13 protein-coding genes and 2 pseudogenes are annotated in these 16147 nt (G+C 60.4%); 11 read left to right on the forward strand and 4 right to left on the reverse strand.

What is annotated here, in order from left to right:
- Window positions 1-83 precede the first annotated feature (83 nt).
- The 10 genes and pseudogenes from nifH to CN311_RS02545 all read left to right on the forward strand — a co-directional run.
- Window positions 84-977, forward strand: coding sequence for a nitrogenase iron protein (nifH, locus tag CN311_RS02500; RefSeq protein ID WP_097571901.1), 894 nt, complete (start codon window positions 84-86; stop codon window positions 975-977).
- A gap of 104 nt (window positions 978-1081) precedes the next feature.
- Entirely contained in the window at window positions 1082-2587 is a 1506-nt protein-coding gene (gene nifD, locus CN311_RS02505) for a nitrogenase molybdenum-iron protein alpha chain (protein WP_097571860.1), read from the forward strand.
- Between the two features lie 128 nt (window positions 2588-2715).
- Window positions 2716-4257, forward strand: coding sequence for a nitrogenase molybdenum-iron protein subunit beta (gene nifK / locus CN311_RS02510; protein WP_097571902.1), 1542 nt, complete (start codon window positions 2716-2718; stop codon window positions 4255-4257).
- Between the two features lie 60 nt (window positions 4258-4317).
- Window positions 4318-5808, forward strand: coding sequence for a nitrogenase iron-molybdenum cofactor biosynthesis protein NifE (gene nifE, locus CN311_RS02515; protein ID WP_097571861.1), 1491 nt, complete (start codon window positions 4318-4320; stop codon window positions 5806-5808).
- 9 nt (window positions 5809-5817) lie between these two features.
- Window positions 5818-7200 carry a nitrogenase iron-molybdenum cofactor biosynthesis protein NifN gene (gene nifN, locus CN311_RS02520; protein WP_097571862.1) on the forward strand — a complete coding sequence of 461 codons (1383 nt, stop codon included), beginning with the start codon at window positions 5818-5820 and terminating at the stop codon, window positions 7198-7200.
- Window positions 7166-7663, forward strand: a complete 498-nt coding sequence (gene nifX, locus CN311_RS02525) for a nitrogen fixation protein NifX (protein ID WP_097571863.1) — start codon at window positions 7166-7168, stop codon at window positions 7661-7663. The genes nifN and nifX overlap by 35 nt, the downstream gene beginning before the upstream one ends.
- Window positions 7664-7680: 17 nt before the next feature.
- Window positions 7681-8160 (forward strand): NifX-associated nitrogen fixation protein, encoded by a 480-nt coding sequence (locus tag CN311_RS02530; RefSeq protein ID WP_097571864.1) that lies wholly within the window; start codon window positions 7681-7683, stop codon window positions 8158-8160.
- Between the two features lie 24 nt (window positions 8161-8184).
- Entirely contained in the window at window positions 8185-8970 is a 786-nt protein-coding gene (locus tag CN311_RS02535) for a response regulator transcription factor (protein ID WP_097571865.1), read from the forward strand.
- Window positions 8971-9068: 98 nt separating this feature from the next.
- On the forward strand, window positions 9069-9956 hold the full coding sequence (locus tag CN311_RS02540; RefSeq protein WP_097571866.1) for a universal stress protein: 888 nt from the start codon (window positions 9069-9071) through the stop codon (window positions 9954-9956).
- Between the two features lie 176 nt (window positions 9957-10132).
- A pseudogene (locus CN311_RS02545) lies at window positions 10133-10756 on the forward strand (NAD(P)/FAD-dependent oxidoreductase); the annotation flags it as partial.
- A gap of 722 nt (window positions 10757-11478) precedes the next feature.
- Here the strand turns inward: CN311_RS02545 and CN311_RS02550 are convergent.
- Together CN311_RS02550 and CN311_RS02555 are read right to left on the reverse strand one after the other, a co-directional pair.
- Window positions 11479-11880 carry a hypothetical protein gene (locus CN311_RS02550; RefSeq protein ID WP_097571867.1) on the reverse strand — a complete coding sequence of 134 codons (402 nt, stop codon included), beginning with the start codon at window positions 11878-11880 and terminating at the stop codon, window positions 11479-11481.
- 24 nt (window positions 11881-11904) lie between these two features.
- Window positions 11905-12648 (reverse strand): acetoacetate decarboxylase, encoded by a 744-nt coding sequence (locus CN311_RS02555; protein WP_097571868.1) that lies wholly within the window; start codon window positions 12646-12648, stop codon window positions 11905-11907.
- 1354 nt (window positions 12649-14002) lie between these two features.
- On the opposite strand from CN311_RS02555, the gene CN311_RS02560 reads away from it, so the two are divergent.
- Complete coding sequence (locus CN311_RS02560; protein ID WP_245440695.1) at window positions 14003-14695, forward strand: radical SAM/SPASM domain-containing protein; 693 nt, start codon at window positions 14003-14005, stop codon at window positions 14693-14695.
- Window positions 14696-14811: 116 nt separating this feature from the next.
- Here CN311_RS02560 and CN311_RS33170 read toward each other — a convergent pair whose 3' ends face one another.
- Both CN311_RS33170 and CN311_RS33620 read right to left on the reverse strand, forming a co-directional pair.
- Window positions 14812-14982, reverse strand: a complete 171-nt coding sequence (locus CN311_RS33170) for a hypothetical protein (protein ID WP_245440696.1) — start codon at window positions 14980-14982, stop codon at window positions 14812-14814.
- Window positions 14983-14986: 4 nt separating this feature from the next.
- A pseudogene (locus CN311_RS33620) lies at window positions 14987-15600 on the reverse strand (GDP-mannose 4,6-dehydratase).
- Window positions 15601-16147: the final 547 nt, after the last annotated feature.

The raw sequence follows: 16147 nt of genomic DNA on the forward strand, positions 1-16147 counted from the left end.
CGATCGGTGCGAGGCGGCGGGATCTGCCGACCGGCATTGAAGTCGCGGTAACCGCTATGGATGGAAAGAAGGAAGGAAGCAACATGTCAGGTCTGCGTCAGATCGCATTCTACGGAAAGGGGGGCATCGGCAAGTCCACCACCTCTCAAAATACGCTAGCCGCCCTGGTCGACCTCGGACAGAGGATCCTGATCGTCGGCTGCGACCCCAAAGCCGACTCCACCCGGCTGATCCTGAACGCAAAGGCGCAGGATACGGTTCTGCATCTCGCCGCCCAAGAAGGTTCTGTGGAAGACCTTGAACTCCAGGACGTGCTCAAGATCGGCTACAAAGACATCAAGTGCGTGGAGTCCGGCGGCCCCGAGCCGGGTGTCGGCTGCGCCGGCCGCGGCGTCATCACCTCGATCAACTTCCTCGAGGAGAACGGCGCCTATGATAATGTCGACTATGTCTCCTACGACGTGCTGGGCGACGTGGTGTGCGGCGGCTTTGCGATGCCGATCCGCGAAAACAAGGCCCAGGAAATCTACATCGTCATGTCCGGCGAGATGATGGCGCTCTATGCCGCCAACAACATCGCCAAGGGTATCCTGAAATACGCCCATTCGGGTGGCGTGCGGCTCGGCGGGCTGATCTGCAACGAGCGCCAGACCGACCGCGAGCTCGACCTCTCCGAGGCGCTGGCTGCCAGGCTCAATTCCAAGCTCATCCACTTCGTGCCGCGCGACAACATCGTCCAGCATGCCGAACTGAGAAAGATGACGGTAATCCAGTATGCGCCGGACTCCAAACAGGCAGGGGAGTACCGCGCGTTGGCCGAGAAGATCCATGTCAATTCGGGCCAGGGCACCATCCCGACCCCAATCACCATGGAGGAGCTCGAGGACATGCTGCTCGACTTCGGCATCATGAAGACGGACGAGCAAATGCTTGCCGAGCTTCAGGCCAAGGAAGCGAAATTGGCCGTCGCTCACTAGCCGCCGCTACCGACAGAGGGCGCCGACCGTGACCTGGCGCCCCTTCGTACGAAACAAGGCCTCGTTGGCGAGGCATTACCCGAACCTTGAAAGGGGCAGGTCCCATGGGCCTCGACTATGAGAATGACGGCGCTTTGCATGCGAAGCTTATCGAAGACGTGCTGTCCCAATATCCAGACAAGGCGGCGAAGCGTCGCAAGAAGCACCTCAGTGTCGCAACGAGCAAGGACGAGGCTGGAGGGGAGGACAAGGGCCTTTCCGAATGCGACGTCAAATCGAACATCAAATCCATTCCGGGCGTGATGACAATCCGCGGCTGCGCCTATGCCGGCTCCAAGGGCGTGGTGTGGGGTCCGGTCAAGGATATGGTCCACATCTCGCACGGGCCAGTCGGCTGTGGGCAATATTCCTGGTCGCAACGCCGCAACTATTACGTCGGCACGACGGGCATCGACACGTTCGTGACAATGCAGTTCACCTCCGACTTCCAGGAGAAGGACATCGTTTTCGGCGGCGACAAAAAGCTGGAAAAGATCATCGACGAGATCGAGGACTTGTTTCCGCTCAGTGGAGGCATCTCGGTGCAGTCCGAATGCCCGATCGGCCTGATCGGGGACGATATCGAGGCCGTGTCGCGCAAGAAAGCCAAGGAGCACGAAAAGACGATTGTACCGGTGCGCTGCGAAGGTTTCCGCGGCGTTTCACAATCGCTCGGCCACCACATTGCCAATGATGCGATCCGCGATTGGGTCTTCGACAAGGACGATGTCGCGTTCGAGTCCGGCCCATACGACGTCAACGTCGTCGGCGACTACAACATTGGCGGCGATGCCTGGGCCTCGCGAATCCTGCTCGAAGAGATTGGGCTCCGGGTGGTCGGCAACTGGTCGGGCGACGCCACACTCGCCGAGATAGAGCGCGCGCCAAGGGCCAAGCTCAACCTGATCCACTGCTACCGATCGATGAACTACATCTGCCGGCACATGGAGGAAAAGTACGGCATCGCCTGGATGGAATACAATTTCTTCGGCCCCTCCCAGATCGAGGCCTCCCTGCGCAACATCGCCAAGCATTTCGGCCCGGAAATCGAGGAGAAGACCGAAAAGGTCATCGCCAAGTACCGGCCCTTGGTCGATGCCGTCATCGCCAAGTACCGACCGCGCCTCGAAGGCAATACGGTAATGCTCTATGTCGGCGGGCTGCGTCCTCGTCACGTCATCACTGCTTACGAGGACCTCGCTATGGTGATCGTCGGCACCGGCTACGAGTTCGCCCACAACGACGACTACCAGCGCACCGGCCATTACGTGAAGAATGGCACGCTCCTCTATGACGACGTCACCGGTTATGAGCTGGAGAAGTTCATCGAAGGCATCCGCCCTGATCTCGTTGGCTCCGGCATCAAGGAGAAGTACCCGGTGCAGAAGATGGGCATCCCGTTCCGCCAGATGCACTCATGGGACTATTCCGGCCCGTATCACGGCTATGACGGCTTCGCCATTTTCGCCCGCGACATGGATCTGGCCATCAACAACCCGGTCTGGGGTCTCTACCGCGCGCCGTGGAAGAAGATGAAGGACGCACCGCCGAGGGCGGTCGCCGCCGAATGAGGACTGGCCTCCCTGCCAGGCAGGGAGGCCGATAAAAATGTTCGGGGGCACTCGATCCGCGGAGGCCCTTCAAGTTTCGATGTCCCTGTGCTGCCGCTTGCCGCGGCCAGATGGAAAAGGTGACCACCATGCCGCAATCGGCCGAAAAAGTTCTCGACCATGCTCCCCTGTTCCGCGAGCCGGAATACAGACAAATGCTTGCCGAGAAGAAGCTGAATTTCGAATGTCCGCACCCTGATCAGATCGTCACCGACCAACGCGAATTGACCAAGACTTGGGAATACCGCGAAAGGAACCTCGCTCGCGAGGCGCTTGTCATAAACCCCGCCAAGGCCTGCCAGCCGCTCGGCGCGGTGTTCGCGGCCGCGGGCTTCGAGCGCACCATGTCTTTCGTCCACGGTAGCCAGGGCTGCGTCGCCTACTACCGCTCGCATCTGTCGCGACATTTCAAGGAGCCTTCGTCAGCGGTTTCCTCCTCGATGACCGAGGACGCGGCAGTGTTTGGCGGCCTGAAGAACATGGTCGACGGGCTCGCCAATACCTACAAGCTCTACGACCCCAAGATGATCGCCGTGTCGACCACCTGCATGGCCGAAGTCATTGGCGACGACCTCCAGAGCTTCATAGAGAACGCCAAGAACGAAGGCTCGGTCCCGAGCGACTTCGCCGTGCCTTTCGCGCATACGCCTGCCTTCGTCGGCAGCCATGTCGATGGCTATGACGTCATGGTGAAGGGCGTTCTGGAGCATTTCTGGAAGGGCAGCGAGCGCTCGCAAGCCGCTGGGACCATCAACATCATTCCAGGCTTCGACGGATTCTGCGTCGGAAACAACCGGGAACTTAAGCGCCTCCTCGACCTGATGGGTGTCACCTATACCGTCATTCAGGACGCCTCAGACCAGTTCGACACGCCGTCGGACGGCGAATACCGCATGTATGACGGTGGCACCAAGATCGAAGACGTGAAAGGGGCACTCAACGCGGAGGCGACACTGTCGCTGCAGCATTACAACACCCGCAAGACGCTGGAATATTGCAACGAGGTCGGGCAGGCGACGGCATCCTTCCACTATCCGCTGGGTGTCCAGGCGACCGACGAATTCCTGATGAAGGTCTCGGCGATTTCCGGCCAGGAGATTCCCGAGACAATCCGGATGGAGCGCGGCCGACTGGTTGACGCCATGGCGGACAGCCAGTCATGGCTGCACGGCAAGAAGTACGCAATCTATGGGGATCCGGACTTCGTCTACGCCATGGCCCGCTTCGTCATGGAGACCGGCGGCGAGCCGACACATTGCCTCGCGACCAACGGCACATCGGCCTGGGAGGCCGAGATGAAGGAATTGCTTGCATCCTCGTCCTTCGGCCAGGATGCCCAGATCTGGGCGGGCAAGGATCTCTGGGCGATGCGTTCGCTGCTGTTTACAGAGCCGGTGGACCTGCTGATCGGCAATTCCTATGGCAAGTATCTGGAGCGCGACACCGGCACGCCGCTGATCCGGCTGATGTTTCCAATCTTCGACCGGCACCATCACCATCGCTTTCCCCTCATGGGCTACCAAGGTGGATTACGCGTGCTGACGACGATCCTCGACAAGATATTCGACAAGCTGGATCGCGAGACGAGCGAAACGGGCGTGACGGATTATTCCTATGACCTCACCCGCTAAGCCCGTGCCGGCTTTTCGCCGAGGCCGTCCATTGCCCAATGGACTTCGGAGACTGACGCAATGACCTCGCTCAGTGCCAAGATCCAGGACGTTTTCGACGAGCCCGCCTGCGACAACAACCGCGGCAAGGATACCAAGGCGCGCAAGCAGGGCTGCTCGAAGCCGCTGACCCCCGGGGCGGCAGCCGGCGGCTGCGCCTTTGACGGCGCCAAGATCGTCCTGCAGCCGATCACCGACGTTGCGCACCTGGTCCATGCGCCGCTCGCCTGCGAGGGCAATTCCTGGGACAACAGAGGCGCAGCTTCGTCCGGGCCAACCCTGTGGCGGACAAGCTTCACAACCGACCTCACCGAACTCGACGTCGTGATGGGGCAGGGCGAGCGGAAGCTCTTCAAGGCGATCCGCGAGATAAAGGAAACATATGCGCCGCCGGCAGTCTTCGTCTATTCGACCTGCGTGACGGCGCTGATCGGCGACGACATCGAGGCCGTGTGCAAACGCGCGGCCGAAAAATTCGGCTTGGCCGTGGTGCCGATCAATGCGCCGGGGTTGGCCGGATCCAAGAACCTCGGCAACAAACTCGCCGCCGAAGCGTTGCTCGATCATGTCATCGGCACGGTGGAACCCGACGACGCCGGGCCCTACGACATCAACATCCTTGGCGAATTCAACCTCTCAGGCGAATTCTGGCTGGTGAAGCCGCTGCTTGATCGGCTCGGCATCCGGGTGCGCGCCTGCATTCCGGGCGATGCGCGTTACATCGACGTTGCATCCGCGCACCGCGCCCGGGCGGCTATGATGGTGTGCTCGAGCGCACTCATCAATCTGGCGCGCAAGATGGAGGAGCGCTGGGACATCCCGTTCTTCGAGGGCTCCTTCTACGGCATAACCGATACCTCCGAAGCACTTCGCAACATTGCTGAGCTGCTGGTGGGGAAGGGCGCCGATGCGGAGATCCTCGATCGCACAGACACGCTGATTGCTGAACAGGAAGCGATTGCGTGGAAGAAGCTCGAGGCATACCGCCGGCGGCTTCAAGGCAAGCGCGTGCTGCTCAATACAGGCGGTGTGAAGTCCTGGTCAGTCGTCCACGCGCTGATGGAGATCGGCATGGAGATCGTCGGCACCTCGGTCAAGAAATCCACCGCCGAAGACAAGGAGCGGATCAAGCGGATCCTCAAGGACGAAAACCACATGTTCGAGCAGATGGCAGCGCGCGATCTTTACGCCATGCTCTCAAAACACAAGGCCGACATCATGCTGTCGGGCGGGCGCACGCAATTCATCGCGCTGAAAGCCAAGACACCCTGGCTCGATATCAACCAGGAGCGCCAACATCCTTATGCCGGCTATGACGGCATGGTGGAACTTGTACGGCAGATCGACCTCGCCATTCATAACCCGATCTGGGGCCAGGTGCGGGAGCCGGCGCCGTGGGATTGCCAGCCTGCTTTGGAGGAGGATCTGGCGAGCACGAAGAACGGGATCGCGACTGTGAACGCTTTCAACGAATTCGCCGGCGCGCCGGCTCACCGCTTCGGCGACCGTTGAGGAAATCCGATGGTCCGCATCCTTCGCAAAATCAAATCAGCGGCGGTCAACCCGCTGAAGTCGTCGCAGCCGCTGGGTGCCGCCTTCGCTTTTCTTGGAGTCGAGGGTGCGATGCCCCTGTTCCACGGCGGCCAAGGCTGCACCAGCTTCGCGCTTGTGCTCTTCGTGCGGCATTTCAAGGAAGCGATCCCCTTGCAGACAACGGCGATGGACGAGGTGGCAACCATACTCGGCGGAGCGGACCATCTGGAAGAGGCGATCCTCAACCTCAAAACCCGCACGAAGCCAAAGCTGATAGGGGTGTGCACGACCGCGCTGGTGGAGACCCGTGGCGAAGATTGCGCGAGTGATATCGCCAACGTCAAGCTGAAGCATGTGGAAGAGCTCGCGGGTACGGAGGTCGTGCTGGCCAACACGCCGGATTTTGACGGCGCGATCGAAGAAGGCTGGGCCAAGGCTGTCGCGGCGATGATCGAAGGGATTACACGGTCGGGTGAACGGACGCGGCAGCCGAAGAAGATCGCGATCCTGCCCGGATGCAACCTCACTGTCGCTGACGTCGAGCATTTGCGTGACATGGTTGAAGGTTTTGGGCTCAAGCCGGTTATTCTGCCGGACGTCTCCGGCTCGCTCGACGGCACGGTTCCTGACCGCTGGGTAACGACTACCTATGGCGGCACCAGCGTCGAGGAAATCCGCGAGCTTGGCACGGCCGCGCAATGCATCGTCATCGGCGAGCACATGCGCCTCCCGGCGAAAGTACTGCACGGGTTGACCGGCGTGCCGTTCGCGGTGTTCCGGTCGCTGACCGGATTGAGGGCTGCCGACCGGTTCGTCTCGCTGCTGTCGGCGGTTTCGGGCGCGGCGGTGCCGGGCCGGATTCGCCGTCACCGGGCGCAATTGCAGGATGCGTTGCTCGACGGACATTTCCATTTCGGAGGCAAGAGAATTGCGATCGCTGCTGAACCAGACCAACTCTATCAACTCGCAACCTTCTTCACCGGCATGGGCTGCGAAATCGCGGCGGCGGTCACGACGACCGATATGTCGAAGATTCTGCAAAAAGTACCGGCGGAGTGGGTTCAGATCGGCGATCTGGGCGATTTGGAAGCTCTTGCAGCGGGCGCGGATCTTCTCGTAACACATTCCCACGGTCGCCAGGCGTCGCGACGCCTTGGCATTCCGCTCATGCGCGTCGGCTTCCCGATCTTCGACCGGCTCGGCAGCCAGCACAAGCTCACAATCCTGTATCGGGGAACGCGCGACCTGATCTTCGATGTTGCCAACATCTTCCAGGCCAACCAGCACGCGCCGACGCCTGAGGCGCTTGATCCATTCCGTAATCGAGAAATGCCAGATGAGCTCCGTTCGTCGCCTCTCACTCGTCACTGACGAGGTTCACGCACCGATGCCTGAACGACGAGCAGGCGCATTGCGCGTAGCCATCGCCACGCAAGACATGAAGGATCTCAACGCCCATTTCGGGTCGGCCAAGCGCTTTGCTGTCTACGACGTGACGCGCGAGGAGTGGCATCTCGTGGAAGCTGTGGCCTTCGATGACGTTTCCGATGAGAGCGGGAAGCGTCGGATCGAGGGCGATGACCGCATCACGCCGAAGGTGGAGGCTCTGAAGGGCTGCCATCTGCTGTTTTGTCTGGCCATCGGCGGACCTTCGGCAGCCAAGGTTGTTTCGGCAAAAATCCATCCAATCAAGGTGCCGCAGCCACAAACCATCCAAGAGGTGCTGTTGCGCACGCAGACGATGCTGAGGACATGTCCTCCGCCCTGGCTGCGCAAGGTGCTGGCCGAAGCTGGTGTCGCCGAAAAGAAACCCTCCTTCGAGGACGAGGACTGAAACGAGGAAAGAGCAAAATGTTTGAAGTCGCGATCAGCCCTGCTGTCAACGATGACGAGGCGGCCCTTGCCAGCCCGTTCGTCAAATGCCTCGTGCGGCTGATCCGTGCTCAAGATTCGCACGGGTCGTGGGACGGCAAAGCGGACGCCGAGTTGTTGGCCGACTTCATCGTCAGCAAGGAACAGCGGCGTACGATTCCAATCATCGGCGATCCCGATCCGGACGTGCTGTGGAGGCTCGACAAGTTTTACACTGCCGTCGCCCTTGCGATCGAGGAGCGCTCCGGCCTGATGGCATCGCCGATGATCGAAATGAGCCATGAGGGCTTCGGGCGTGTGCTTTTCACCGCCGGGCGGCTGGTCGTTCTGTCCAAGACCGTGCGCGACGTCCATCGGTTCGGCTTCGAGACGTTCTGCAAACTCGCCGCGGCCGGTACGAAACTGGTCGACGATGCCATCGCAGCCATCGACGCCTATCCCGAGGTGGCACGGGCATGAAACCGATTTTCGAGCAAGAGGATCATGTCAGGCCTTGAGGAGCCGCGATGGCCAGCCCACGCGGCCGACGCGGTCGAGGCCAATGTGGTTCTCGGGGTAGCGCTGATGAAGCCACTCGTCCTGATCTGTTCGCAAGATGCGGAGTTCTATCTGTTCCTCAGCCACATACTGGAGGTGGACGGCTTCGTCAGTGAGCCGGCAGGCGGCGCCAAGGAAGCACTTGCAAAGGCCGACGAACGGGAATTCCAGGCCGTGGTGCTGGACTGCGGTCCAACGAGCCTTACCGGGTCCGCAATCTGCGCCCGGCTCAAGCGGGAACCCCGGACCGGCGGCCTGCCCATCATTGCCCTGATCGCGCCCGGCGCCGAGAACCAGCACCTTGATCTGTTGAAGGCCGGCATTGACGAGAGCTTTGTGCGGCCAATGGCGCCGGCCAAGCTGCTCGATTATCTGCGGACGAGGCTGGCGCTGCCGAAGCCGGGTTCAAACGCGATTGAAAACAACAACTGGCTTTCCTATGGCAGCCTTGAGATGAAGCTCGATGCCCACCGGGTTTGCGGCAATGGCCATGACATCCATCTCGGACCGATCGAGTTCAACGTGCTTCGGCATTTGCTCGAGGCGCCCGGCACGGTCTTCAGCAGGGACGAGCTGATCGGGGGGGCCTGGCCGGCCAATATCCATGTCGGTGTACGCACAGTCGACGTCCACATCAGTCGGCTCAGAAGGGCTCTGGAGGCGGCCTCGACCGGTATCGTCATCCGTACCGTCAGGTCGGCTGGCTACTCGCTCGAGAAACTGGACGGCTGAATTGAGTGCCGAGTGTGGTGCCACTCCCTTTCCTCGCGCTGTGAGCCGGTCTTGCGGCCTGAAACGCCCTCAACGGAAACTCAGGAAGAAACAGGAAAATGGGCTTTAAAACGGTACTCTGTTTGACCGGCGCTGACCATTCCGATCAGGACGTCAGAACTGCTGCCGGCTTGTGTGCGGAGATCGGCGCGCACCTTTCCGTACTGATTATACCCGCTCCGATGCTCCTTATGTCGCATCGGCGGATCGGAGATGGTGTCCCAGAGTGGCCGGTAGCACGTGGACAGGCAATTGCCAGATTGAACGATCGGTTTCGGCAAATCGATCGATTTACACAGAACGCGGTCAGACTGGAAAAACGCTCCAGAGATATCCACAAACTGCTGGAATCTATGTCTCTCGCCTATGACGTTGACACCGACTATTACGATCCGGCCAGCCTCGGTGAAGTGGCACGACAGCGGGCGCTCTGCGCCGACCTCACGATCATCGGACCGGGGCTCCTCGACGACGAGAATCTCGGACCTCCTGTGGTCAACGGCTGCTTGTTCGATACGGGAAAGCCGGTGCTCGTTGTGCCGAAGGGGGCTGAGGCGACGCTGTGGCCACGGCGCGTCCTGGTCGGTTGGGATTCGCGAGTCGAGGCGTCCCGTGCGGTTCGAGAAGCGCTGGGTCTCCTGTGCGTTGCTGAGGAAGTTCGTGTCGCCCTGGTCGATCCGAAGGCCAACTACAACGGGAACGGCGCGGAGCCTGGAGCCGACATCGCTGCTTATCTCACTCGGCACGGTGCTCGGGTGTCGGTTGACCTCCTGCCAAGTGCCGGCAAATCGGCGGCCACGGTGCTTGCGCAGCACGCAATCGACATTTCTGCGGACATGATCGTCATGGGCGCCTATGGCAGCCGTCGGCTGCGTGAGCGGCTCTTTGGCGGTGTGACCAGATGGATCTTTGAAAAGCCGACATTGCCGCTGTTTTTGGCTCGATGACGGTTCCGGACCCGCACCGATGCTGTTCAAAGCTCTACTGTGACGCCTGCATTCATACGTAGATGGGCTCCATCGAAATAATCGATCTTACGAAGAGTAACGAACATGAAAAGCATTGCTCGGGAGGCGACGCCCGCCGGAAATCTCTCCAGTCATGCGCAAGGCGGAGGTGGAACGGCCAGAGCGTGACCAGTGTCAGCCTCGACAATGGCGACAGGCTGGAAGTCGGCATCGTCGTCAACTCAGCCGGGCCGAATGCCGGCACGGTGGCTGCCATGGCGGGGCTGGTGTTGCCGGTCGAGCCGCGCAAGCGCAACGTCTTCGTCTTCGAGGCGCGCGAAAAGTACGCCGACATGCCGCTGCTGGTCGATCCCTCCGGAATTTATGTGCGGCCGGAAGGCTCGGTCTACCTCACCGGCGGCGCCGAGCCGGAAGAGGGCGACGGCCCAGCTGACCCCAAGGATTTCGAGGTCGACTGGTCGCTGTTCGAAGAGGTGATCTGGCCGGTGCTGGCGACCAGCATTCCCGCCTTCGAGGCGATCAAGGCGACCCGCGCCTGGGCCGGCCATTACGACTACAACACGCTCGACCAGAACGCGGTGATCGGGCCGCATCCGCGGGTCGGCAATTTCCTGTTCGCCAACGGTTTTTCCGGCCACGGCCTGCAGCAGGCGCCGGCGGTCGGCAAGCCGCTGGCCGAGCTGATCGTGCACGGCGGCTACCGCACGGTGGACTGCTCGGCGTTTGGGTACAGCCGTGTCGCTGAAGGGCGGGCGTTCAGGGAATTGAATGTGATCTAACGCTGGCGGGAAACCCCCTCTCTGGCCTGCCGGCCATCTCCCCCGCAAGGGGGGAGACCGGCAGCTTCCCTGGCGGCTCCAAACTTCTAGCCTTGGAGATTGGCGAAGGCAGCGATGACGGCCAATCTCCCCCCTTGCGGGCGCGGTCAGCGGGGTCCTTGCCTTTGGCGATGCATGTCGTGGCTGGACCGGGTGAGGTGAGTCCGGCCCGTCTACCCAGCCTCTGCGCCCGCCCCGAAGCCGCTCGCCCGCTCAGCGCGCTATGAGGGCGCGCTCGCGAGCGGCTTCGCGAACGCTGCGCTACAGCACGCGCAGGGACGCGACCCCAGTGAAGGCATACTCCAGCGTGGCTTCGCCAATTCCGTTTCGTTGGCCCCCCTCAAGGCGGTCTTCCAACCGAAGGCCGAACGCGCCAATTCGCCAGCCAAACCCATCAACGACTGTCTAAATCCGCAACCTGGGGCGGTTCGCTCGAGCTCGTTTGCTTGAGCACGGCACAGACGGGATCGCGAGTACGATGCCGGGGAATGGGAACGCACCCATGCTTGGGCACGAGGGCCCCGAGCCAACGCGCATCGCGCCAATCGGCGTCGTCACGTTCGAGATACATCACCGGCCGCTCGGCGCTTTTACGCTCGCATATGCGCCGGCACGCCGCTGGCGATCGATGACGCATCTGCCGACGAGGCTGCTCGTTCCACGAAAAAGCGATAAGCGCGAGATCAATGGGCAACCTCGTCGGGATCGAAAAGAGCGCTAAACCGGGTTGCTAGATCAATCCAGGGTGCCGCGTCGCCGCTCTCTGAAGCTATTCGAACGACCGCCGCCAGATAATCGGTAAAAGCCTTCAGTCTTATGGCGCCTTGCTCTGAGAGGCAGTCAATGGCGTCAAGCCGCTGGTAAACGGCAGCGAGCATATGTTGCACCAAAAGCAGGGAGGATGGGCAAGGGCAATCGTTCTTACTCGCGAGGCGCCTGCACTCGCTGCAAAGCGGCGGAATGTCCTCTAAGGCTAGGTAGCTGGAAAGACGTTGTATAAGATTGTCAGTGGCGTTCCTTGTCGAGAAGCCGTCCACCAGCTCCCCATCGCGTTGGTTCAATGAGATATCACTGTAAAAGTTCATGGTTCTTCCTTTCCGACGGCGAGGCTAGGCTTCCGCGAGATAGTCGTGGACGACCTTCCCGAGCGCGAGCGTGAGATCTGCGACGAGGTGTACTGCCGAGACTACTTCCAGCACCGGCAGTTCGGCGACGGGGGCAAGTGCATGCGACCAGAGGTTCAGGGCTGCCGGGCCGGTCCAGGCGCCCCTCAAATGGACGTCCTCTAGATGATATTCCACGAGCTCACAGATGCGCGGCGTGCCGTCGACATGCGGGATAATTTTGAGGAGGAAATTCGGTTCAGCGAGCGAGGCCCTCACGCTCGCGAGGTCGGCGGCTCGGTGCTTGTAGCCCATGGTACCCGTCGCGACGCGGACCGGCCCGTAGTCCAGCGTGCCAACAAGGGTATCCGTCTCCGTTCGGAGCGTTGGGCTAGCGAGCTTCTTGGGAAAGCCCCACAACTCGCGTCCGCCCGCTATCGGCGGATGGTCGTCGAGAAACATGCAGTGGGTATAGCTCCCCCTGCGGCCACAGAAGGAGACCGGGATGACCTGTCCGCCTTCCGTGTAGTCGCCGAAGCCCGTCGAGTCCGGCATGCGAATGAACTCGAACTTGACCATAGGCTCGCACACCTGAAGCGGCTCCGGCACAAGGTCGCGCAGTTTCTGCGGATCGGTGCGATATGTGATGATCAGATACTCCCGGTTGCGGAAGCGATATGGGCCGGCCGGGTAGGCCGGGCTGATCAGGGGCATGGCGAAAGCTTTCCCACGGACGGTATCTTGGTGCATGTTTGAAATTCCTTTGTGCTGGATCAGGTGGGCTTAGATCGGTCTGCATGATGGCGGCGAGGCTCTCCGAGGTGCTGTCATAGCCTCGTAAGGGATGCATGGCGTAATCGCGCGTAGCCATTTGCGCTGGGCAATTGCCTTGGGGCGCGAGGCGATGGTCGCGGACGCGGTTCCATGGCTCCGGTTGTGATCGAGAGGCAAGATTCGAGGTAAAGTGATTTTGTTCCTCATTTGAAGGCGCTGCTTCCCGTCTGCCCTCGGAGGTGGAGTGGCGGCCAGCTCCGATTTGTCCTCATGACGGGGTTTGCGGATCGACGCGCATGCGCCATGCCAAATGAGAAATCGTTCGGTGCCCGCAGGACAGACGGCCTCGGCGAGCCAGTCGAGAGAGAAGGTCTTCGCCTCACGCGGATCAGATACGAATTCCCGAGCACTGCGGTGATGTAGCCGGAAGGCCTGCGACGCCACCAAACCTCTGTCGCGAAAATATGGAGGTGACGCGGTATCCGCCGTCTAGCCAAACAGCATACGCAGCATCCGGCAGCACGCACTCGACGGCCTAGCCCCATCGCCGGCTTCAGGAGAAAAGATCAGCTATGAGCCGGCAGGCAGTCGCTGCACGCGGCGGTCAGGTCGTGTAGATCTTCCGCGCACACAGCCGGCGCCGAAATGATGCTAGATGATGAGCCGACGCCAACATTACCGCAGGGAGACAGCCAAGTCTGTCCTCAAGCGTCTGAAATGCATGTCCAAAAGCTGACAGCGACAAAAAACATGTCCGGTCCAAAACAACCGGCCGCCTTGGGCGTGAGGTTTCTCGAAGCCTGCTCGTGCAGTTGCTGCGGCTAAGCGCGCTGGCACGGCCTTTGCTGGAGATGCGGCAATATTGAGTGGGGGCTGACTGCATAAGAACGCGAGACGATTGATGGCCTGCTGCGCCATCTCGGCGGCGCGCCCGCTCAACGGTCACGGCTACACCTTGGCAATGGCTGACGCGCGACTTTGCGGTTGCGCCGCCCTGCCGCGCCGATGCGCCCAAAGTTCGTTGATAGTCCGCTCGGCAGATTGAGGAAACCGGCTGTTGACTGCTGCCCAGGCGGAGATGGCTGGGCTCATTCGGAATGTCTTGACCGTCGGTGTCATGAAGCCAAAGACACCATGCTGGACGTTATGCATGACCAAGACGAGTGGGAGTCACAACGAATGATTTTACCGGAACTGCGCTCTGCTATCCCAGCCGGCAGAGTTTTGGAGATAACGACGACCACAGGATGCATCGTGGGATGTTCATATTGTCCGCAGGACAAGTTCGCTGACCGGCAAAGAAAAGTATCTGATACGAAGCATCTTAGTCTTGGAGATTTCAAGCGCTGTCTGGCGCGTACCAACCTCCGTCGACATTAGTTTTGCCGGGTATTCTGACCCATGGCTCAATCCGGATTGCACCGAAATGGTCGAGCACGCTTCCGCCAAAGGCCACGGCATCAGGATTTTCACGACGCTTGTGGGAATGAAGGGGCAGGATCTACAACGCTTGCAGGCGCTGCGGTTGGGGGTATTCGTGGTTCATGTTTTTGATGATGGCGCCCACATGAATAGCCGCCTTGTCGGAGACAAGTATCGCGATTTGGTTGGTCAACTCGTCGACGCCGACATCCCTTCGATCCGATTCGTGGTTTTGGGTGAGCCCCATCCCGATATCGCCGACATTATCCCTGCCCAAGCCCTAGTTCGCGCGCGACCGGTGAGCAGCAGGGGTGGAAGCGTAGACCCTAAGATTGTAGAACCACGGCAGCCAGTCGTCGGAGCGCTGATATGCGTGGACGAACGGCAGTATCGGAATGTACTCCTTCCAAACGGCGAGGTTACTCTCTGCTCCATGGATTTTGAGCGGCGTCACGTATTGGGCAACCTTCTATGCGACGAATATGGCGATCTCTTTAAAAGCCCAGTTTTTTGCGAAATCGTCGATCGCATGAATGGAGCGGCTGGTTTTCTGCTTTGCAGGATGTGTGAGTTTGCCGATCCAAACGATAGAACTAACTGACGCCGGCTGACCGCGGCGGGCCTGAAATGCCGACGTCCCTGAAACGGCAAGATGCACATGCCCACGAAGTCACCGTGTTTTCACGTCACGCTAACACGATCCCGTAGGCGCGGCAGTCAGCCTCGACCATTTCCGAGACGAAGTCCTCGAAAGTGGTCTTCGGTTTCCAATCGAGTTTTGTCGGCTGTCTTGGAGGCATCGCGGATCAGCAGGTCAACCTCGATTGGCCCGAAACAGCGTTTGTCGATCCGGATCAGCGCTTGATTACTCATGCGTTCACGGCCCACCTCGTCAACGCCTTCGCCCTCCCAGACGATCTCCTTTTCGACTCGCCTGACGGCAAGCCCCGACAAAGGTGCGGACCGTGTGTGTCTCGCCGGTTGCCAGCACGAAATCGTCAGGTTGATGCTGCAAGATGCGCCACATGCCCTCGATAGGCGCGCGCCGAGCCTCAGTCGCGCTTTGCTTCCAGGTTTCCGAGATAGAGACAGTCCTGTTTGCCGGCCATGACCGAGCCAACGCACGCGTCACCTTGCGCGTGATGAAAGTTTCGCCGCGCGTCGGCCCTTCGTGATTGAACAGGATGCCACAGAGCCCGTATACCTCGCGGTAGTTCATGGTGATCCAGTAGGCGTAGAGCTTCGCCACCGCATAGGTCGAGCGTGGATAAAACGGAGTGCTCTCCTGCTGCGGGATGCCTGGACCGAACCAAAGAGTTCGGAAGTTGACGCCTGGTAGAACCGCGTTTCTTTCTCGAGACGAAGAATGCGGATCGCTCAGCAGCAGCAGCGTGCCGAGCGTATCGGCATTGGCGGTGTTCCCGGTCCCGAAGGAGACTGCACGTGGCTTTGCGCAGCCAGATTGTAGATTTCGTCCGGCTGCGTTTCTTGCCGGAGACGGATCAGGTTTGCCGCATCCGTTGCGTCGCCGAATGCAGGACCATGTCGGGATAGTCCTCATGAGGACCTTGATAACGGAAATTCCTTTTCAGGGATCGACACTCGGCGCCGGGGCCAGTCCTCGATGACGGCCGTGTGGAAAGTGCCAAGAGCGCCTGCAACGCTACGAAGTCGAAAAGTACGATTACGTGCAAAAATCGGCGCCGGTGCAAGGTTTCGGCCTCAATGTTGGATACTCGACAGGATCGCAAACCCCTTCCGTTGCGTTTGCTGATGTTTTGCTCTGGCACGTTCGATGCAGGGGACCTCTCGAACGCAGCAGCGGATGTCTTCTATGATTAAACCCACGGAAAAATGCTGTCGTCGCACTCATGACCGTGCCCTCGCTGGTCGCCAAGCAGGCCGAAGGTCGGCTCATCGTGGTCGAGGCGGGCAACTGAGCCCAATTGCAATGAGGGATAGGTTGCAAAAGGATGTCACTGACCACGCGGGGGTCATCGAGGCGGGATTCTCGATGCCAGCCACGCGCAACATATCGCCGGCATGAGTGCCG

Source organism: Mesorhizobium sanjuanii (assembly GCF_002529485.1).
Taxonomy (GTDB): Bacteria; Pseudomonadota; Alphaproteobacteria; order Rhizobiales; family Rhizobiaceae; genus Mesorhizobium; species Mesorhizobium sanjuanii.

What these genes read in the sequence shown, in the direction of transcription:
- nifE (WP_097571861.1), top strand. Translation starts at nt 4,318, where the DNA reads ATGACCTCGCTCAGTGCCAAGATCCAGGACGTTTTCGACGAGCCCGCC.
- CN311_RS02550 (WP_097571867.1), bottom strand. Translation starts at nt 11,880, where the DNA reads ATGAACTTTTACAGTGATATCTCATTGAACCAACGCGATGGGGAGCTG.
- CN311_RS02530 (WP_097571864.1), top strand. Translation starts at nt 7,681, where the DNA reads ATGTTTGAAGTCGCGATCAGCCCTGCTGTCAACGATGACGAGGCGGCC.
- CN311_RS02555 (WP_097571868.1), bottom strand. Translation starts at nt 12,648, where the DNA reads ATGCACCAAGATACCGTCCGTGGGAAAGCTTTCGCCATGCCCCTGATC.
- nifX (WP_097571863.1), top strand. Translation starts at nt 7,166, where the DNA reads ATGAGCTCCGTTCGTCGCCTCTCACTCGTCACTGACGAGGTTCACGCA.
- nifN (WP_097571862.1), top strand. Translation starts at nt 5,818, where the DNA reads ATGGTCCGCATCCTTCGCAAAATCAAATCAGCGGCGGTCAACCCGCTG.
- CN311_RS02535 (WP_097571865.1), top strand. Translation starts at nt 8,185, where the DNA reads ATGTCAGGCCTTGAGGAGCCGCGATGGCCAGCCCACGCGGCCGACGCG.
- CN311_RS02540 (WP_097571866.1), top strand. Translation starts at nt 9,069, where the DNA reads ATGGGCTTTAAAACGGTACTCTGTTTGACCGGCGCTGACCATTCCGAT.
- nifH (WP_097571901.1), top strand. Translation starts at nt 84, where the DNA reads ATGTCAGGTCTGCGTCAGATCGCATTCTACGGAAAGGGGGGCATCGGC.
- nifK (WP_097571902.1), top strand. Translation starts at nt 2,716, where the DNA reads ATGCCGCAATCGGCCGAAAAAGTTCTCGACCATGCTCCCCTGTTCCGC.
- nifD (WP_097571860.1), top strand. Translation starts at nt 1,082, where the DNA reads ATGGGCCTCGACTATGAGAATGACGGCGCTTTGCATGCGAAGCTTATC.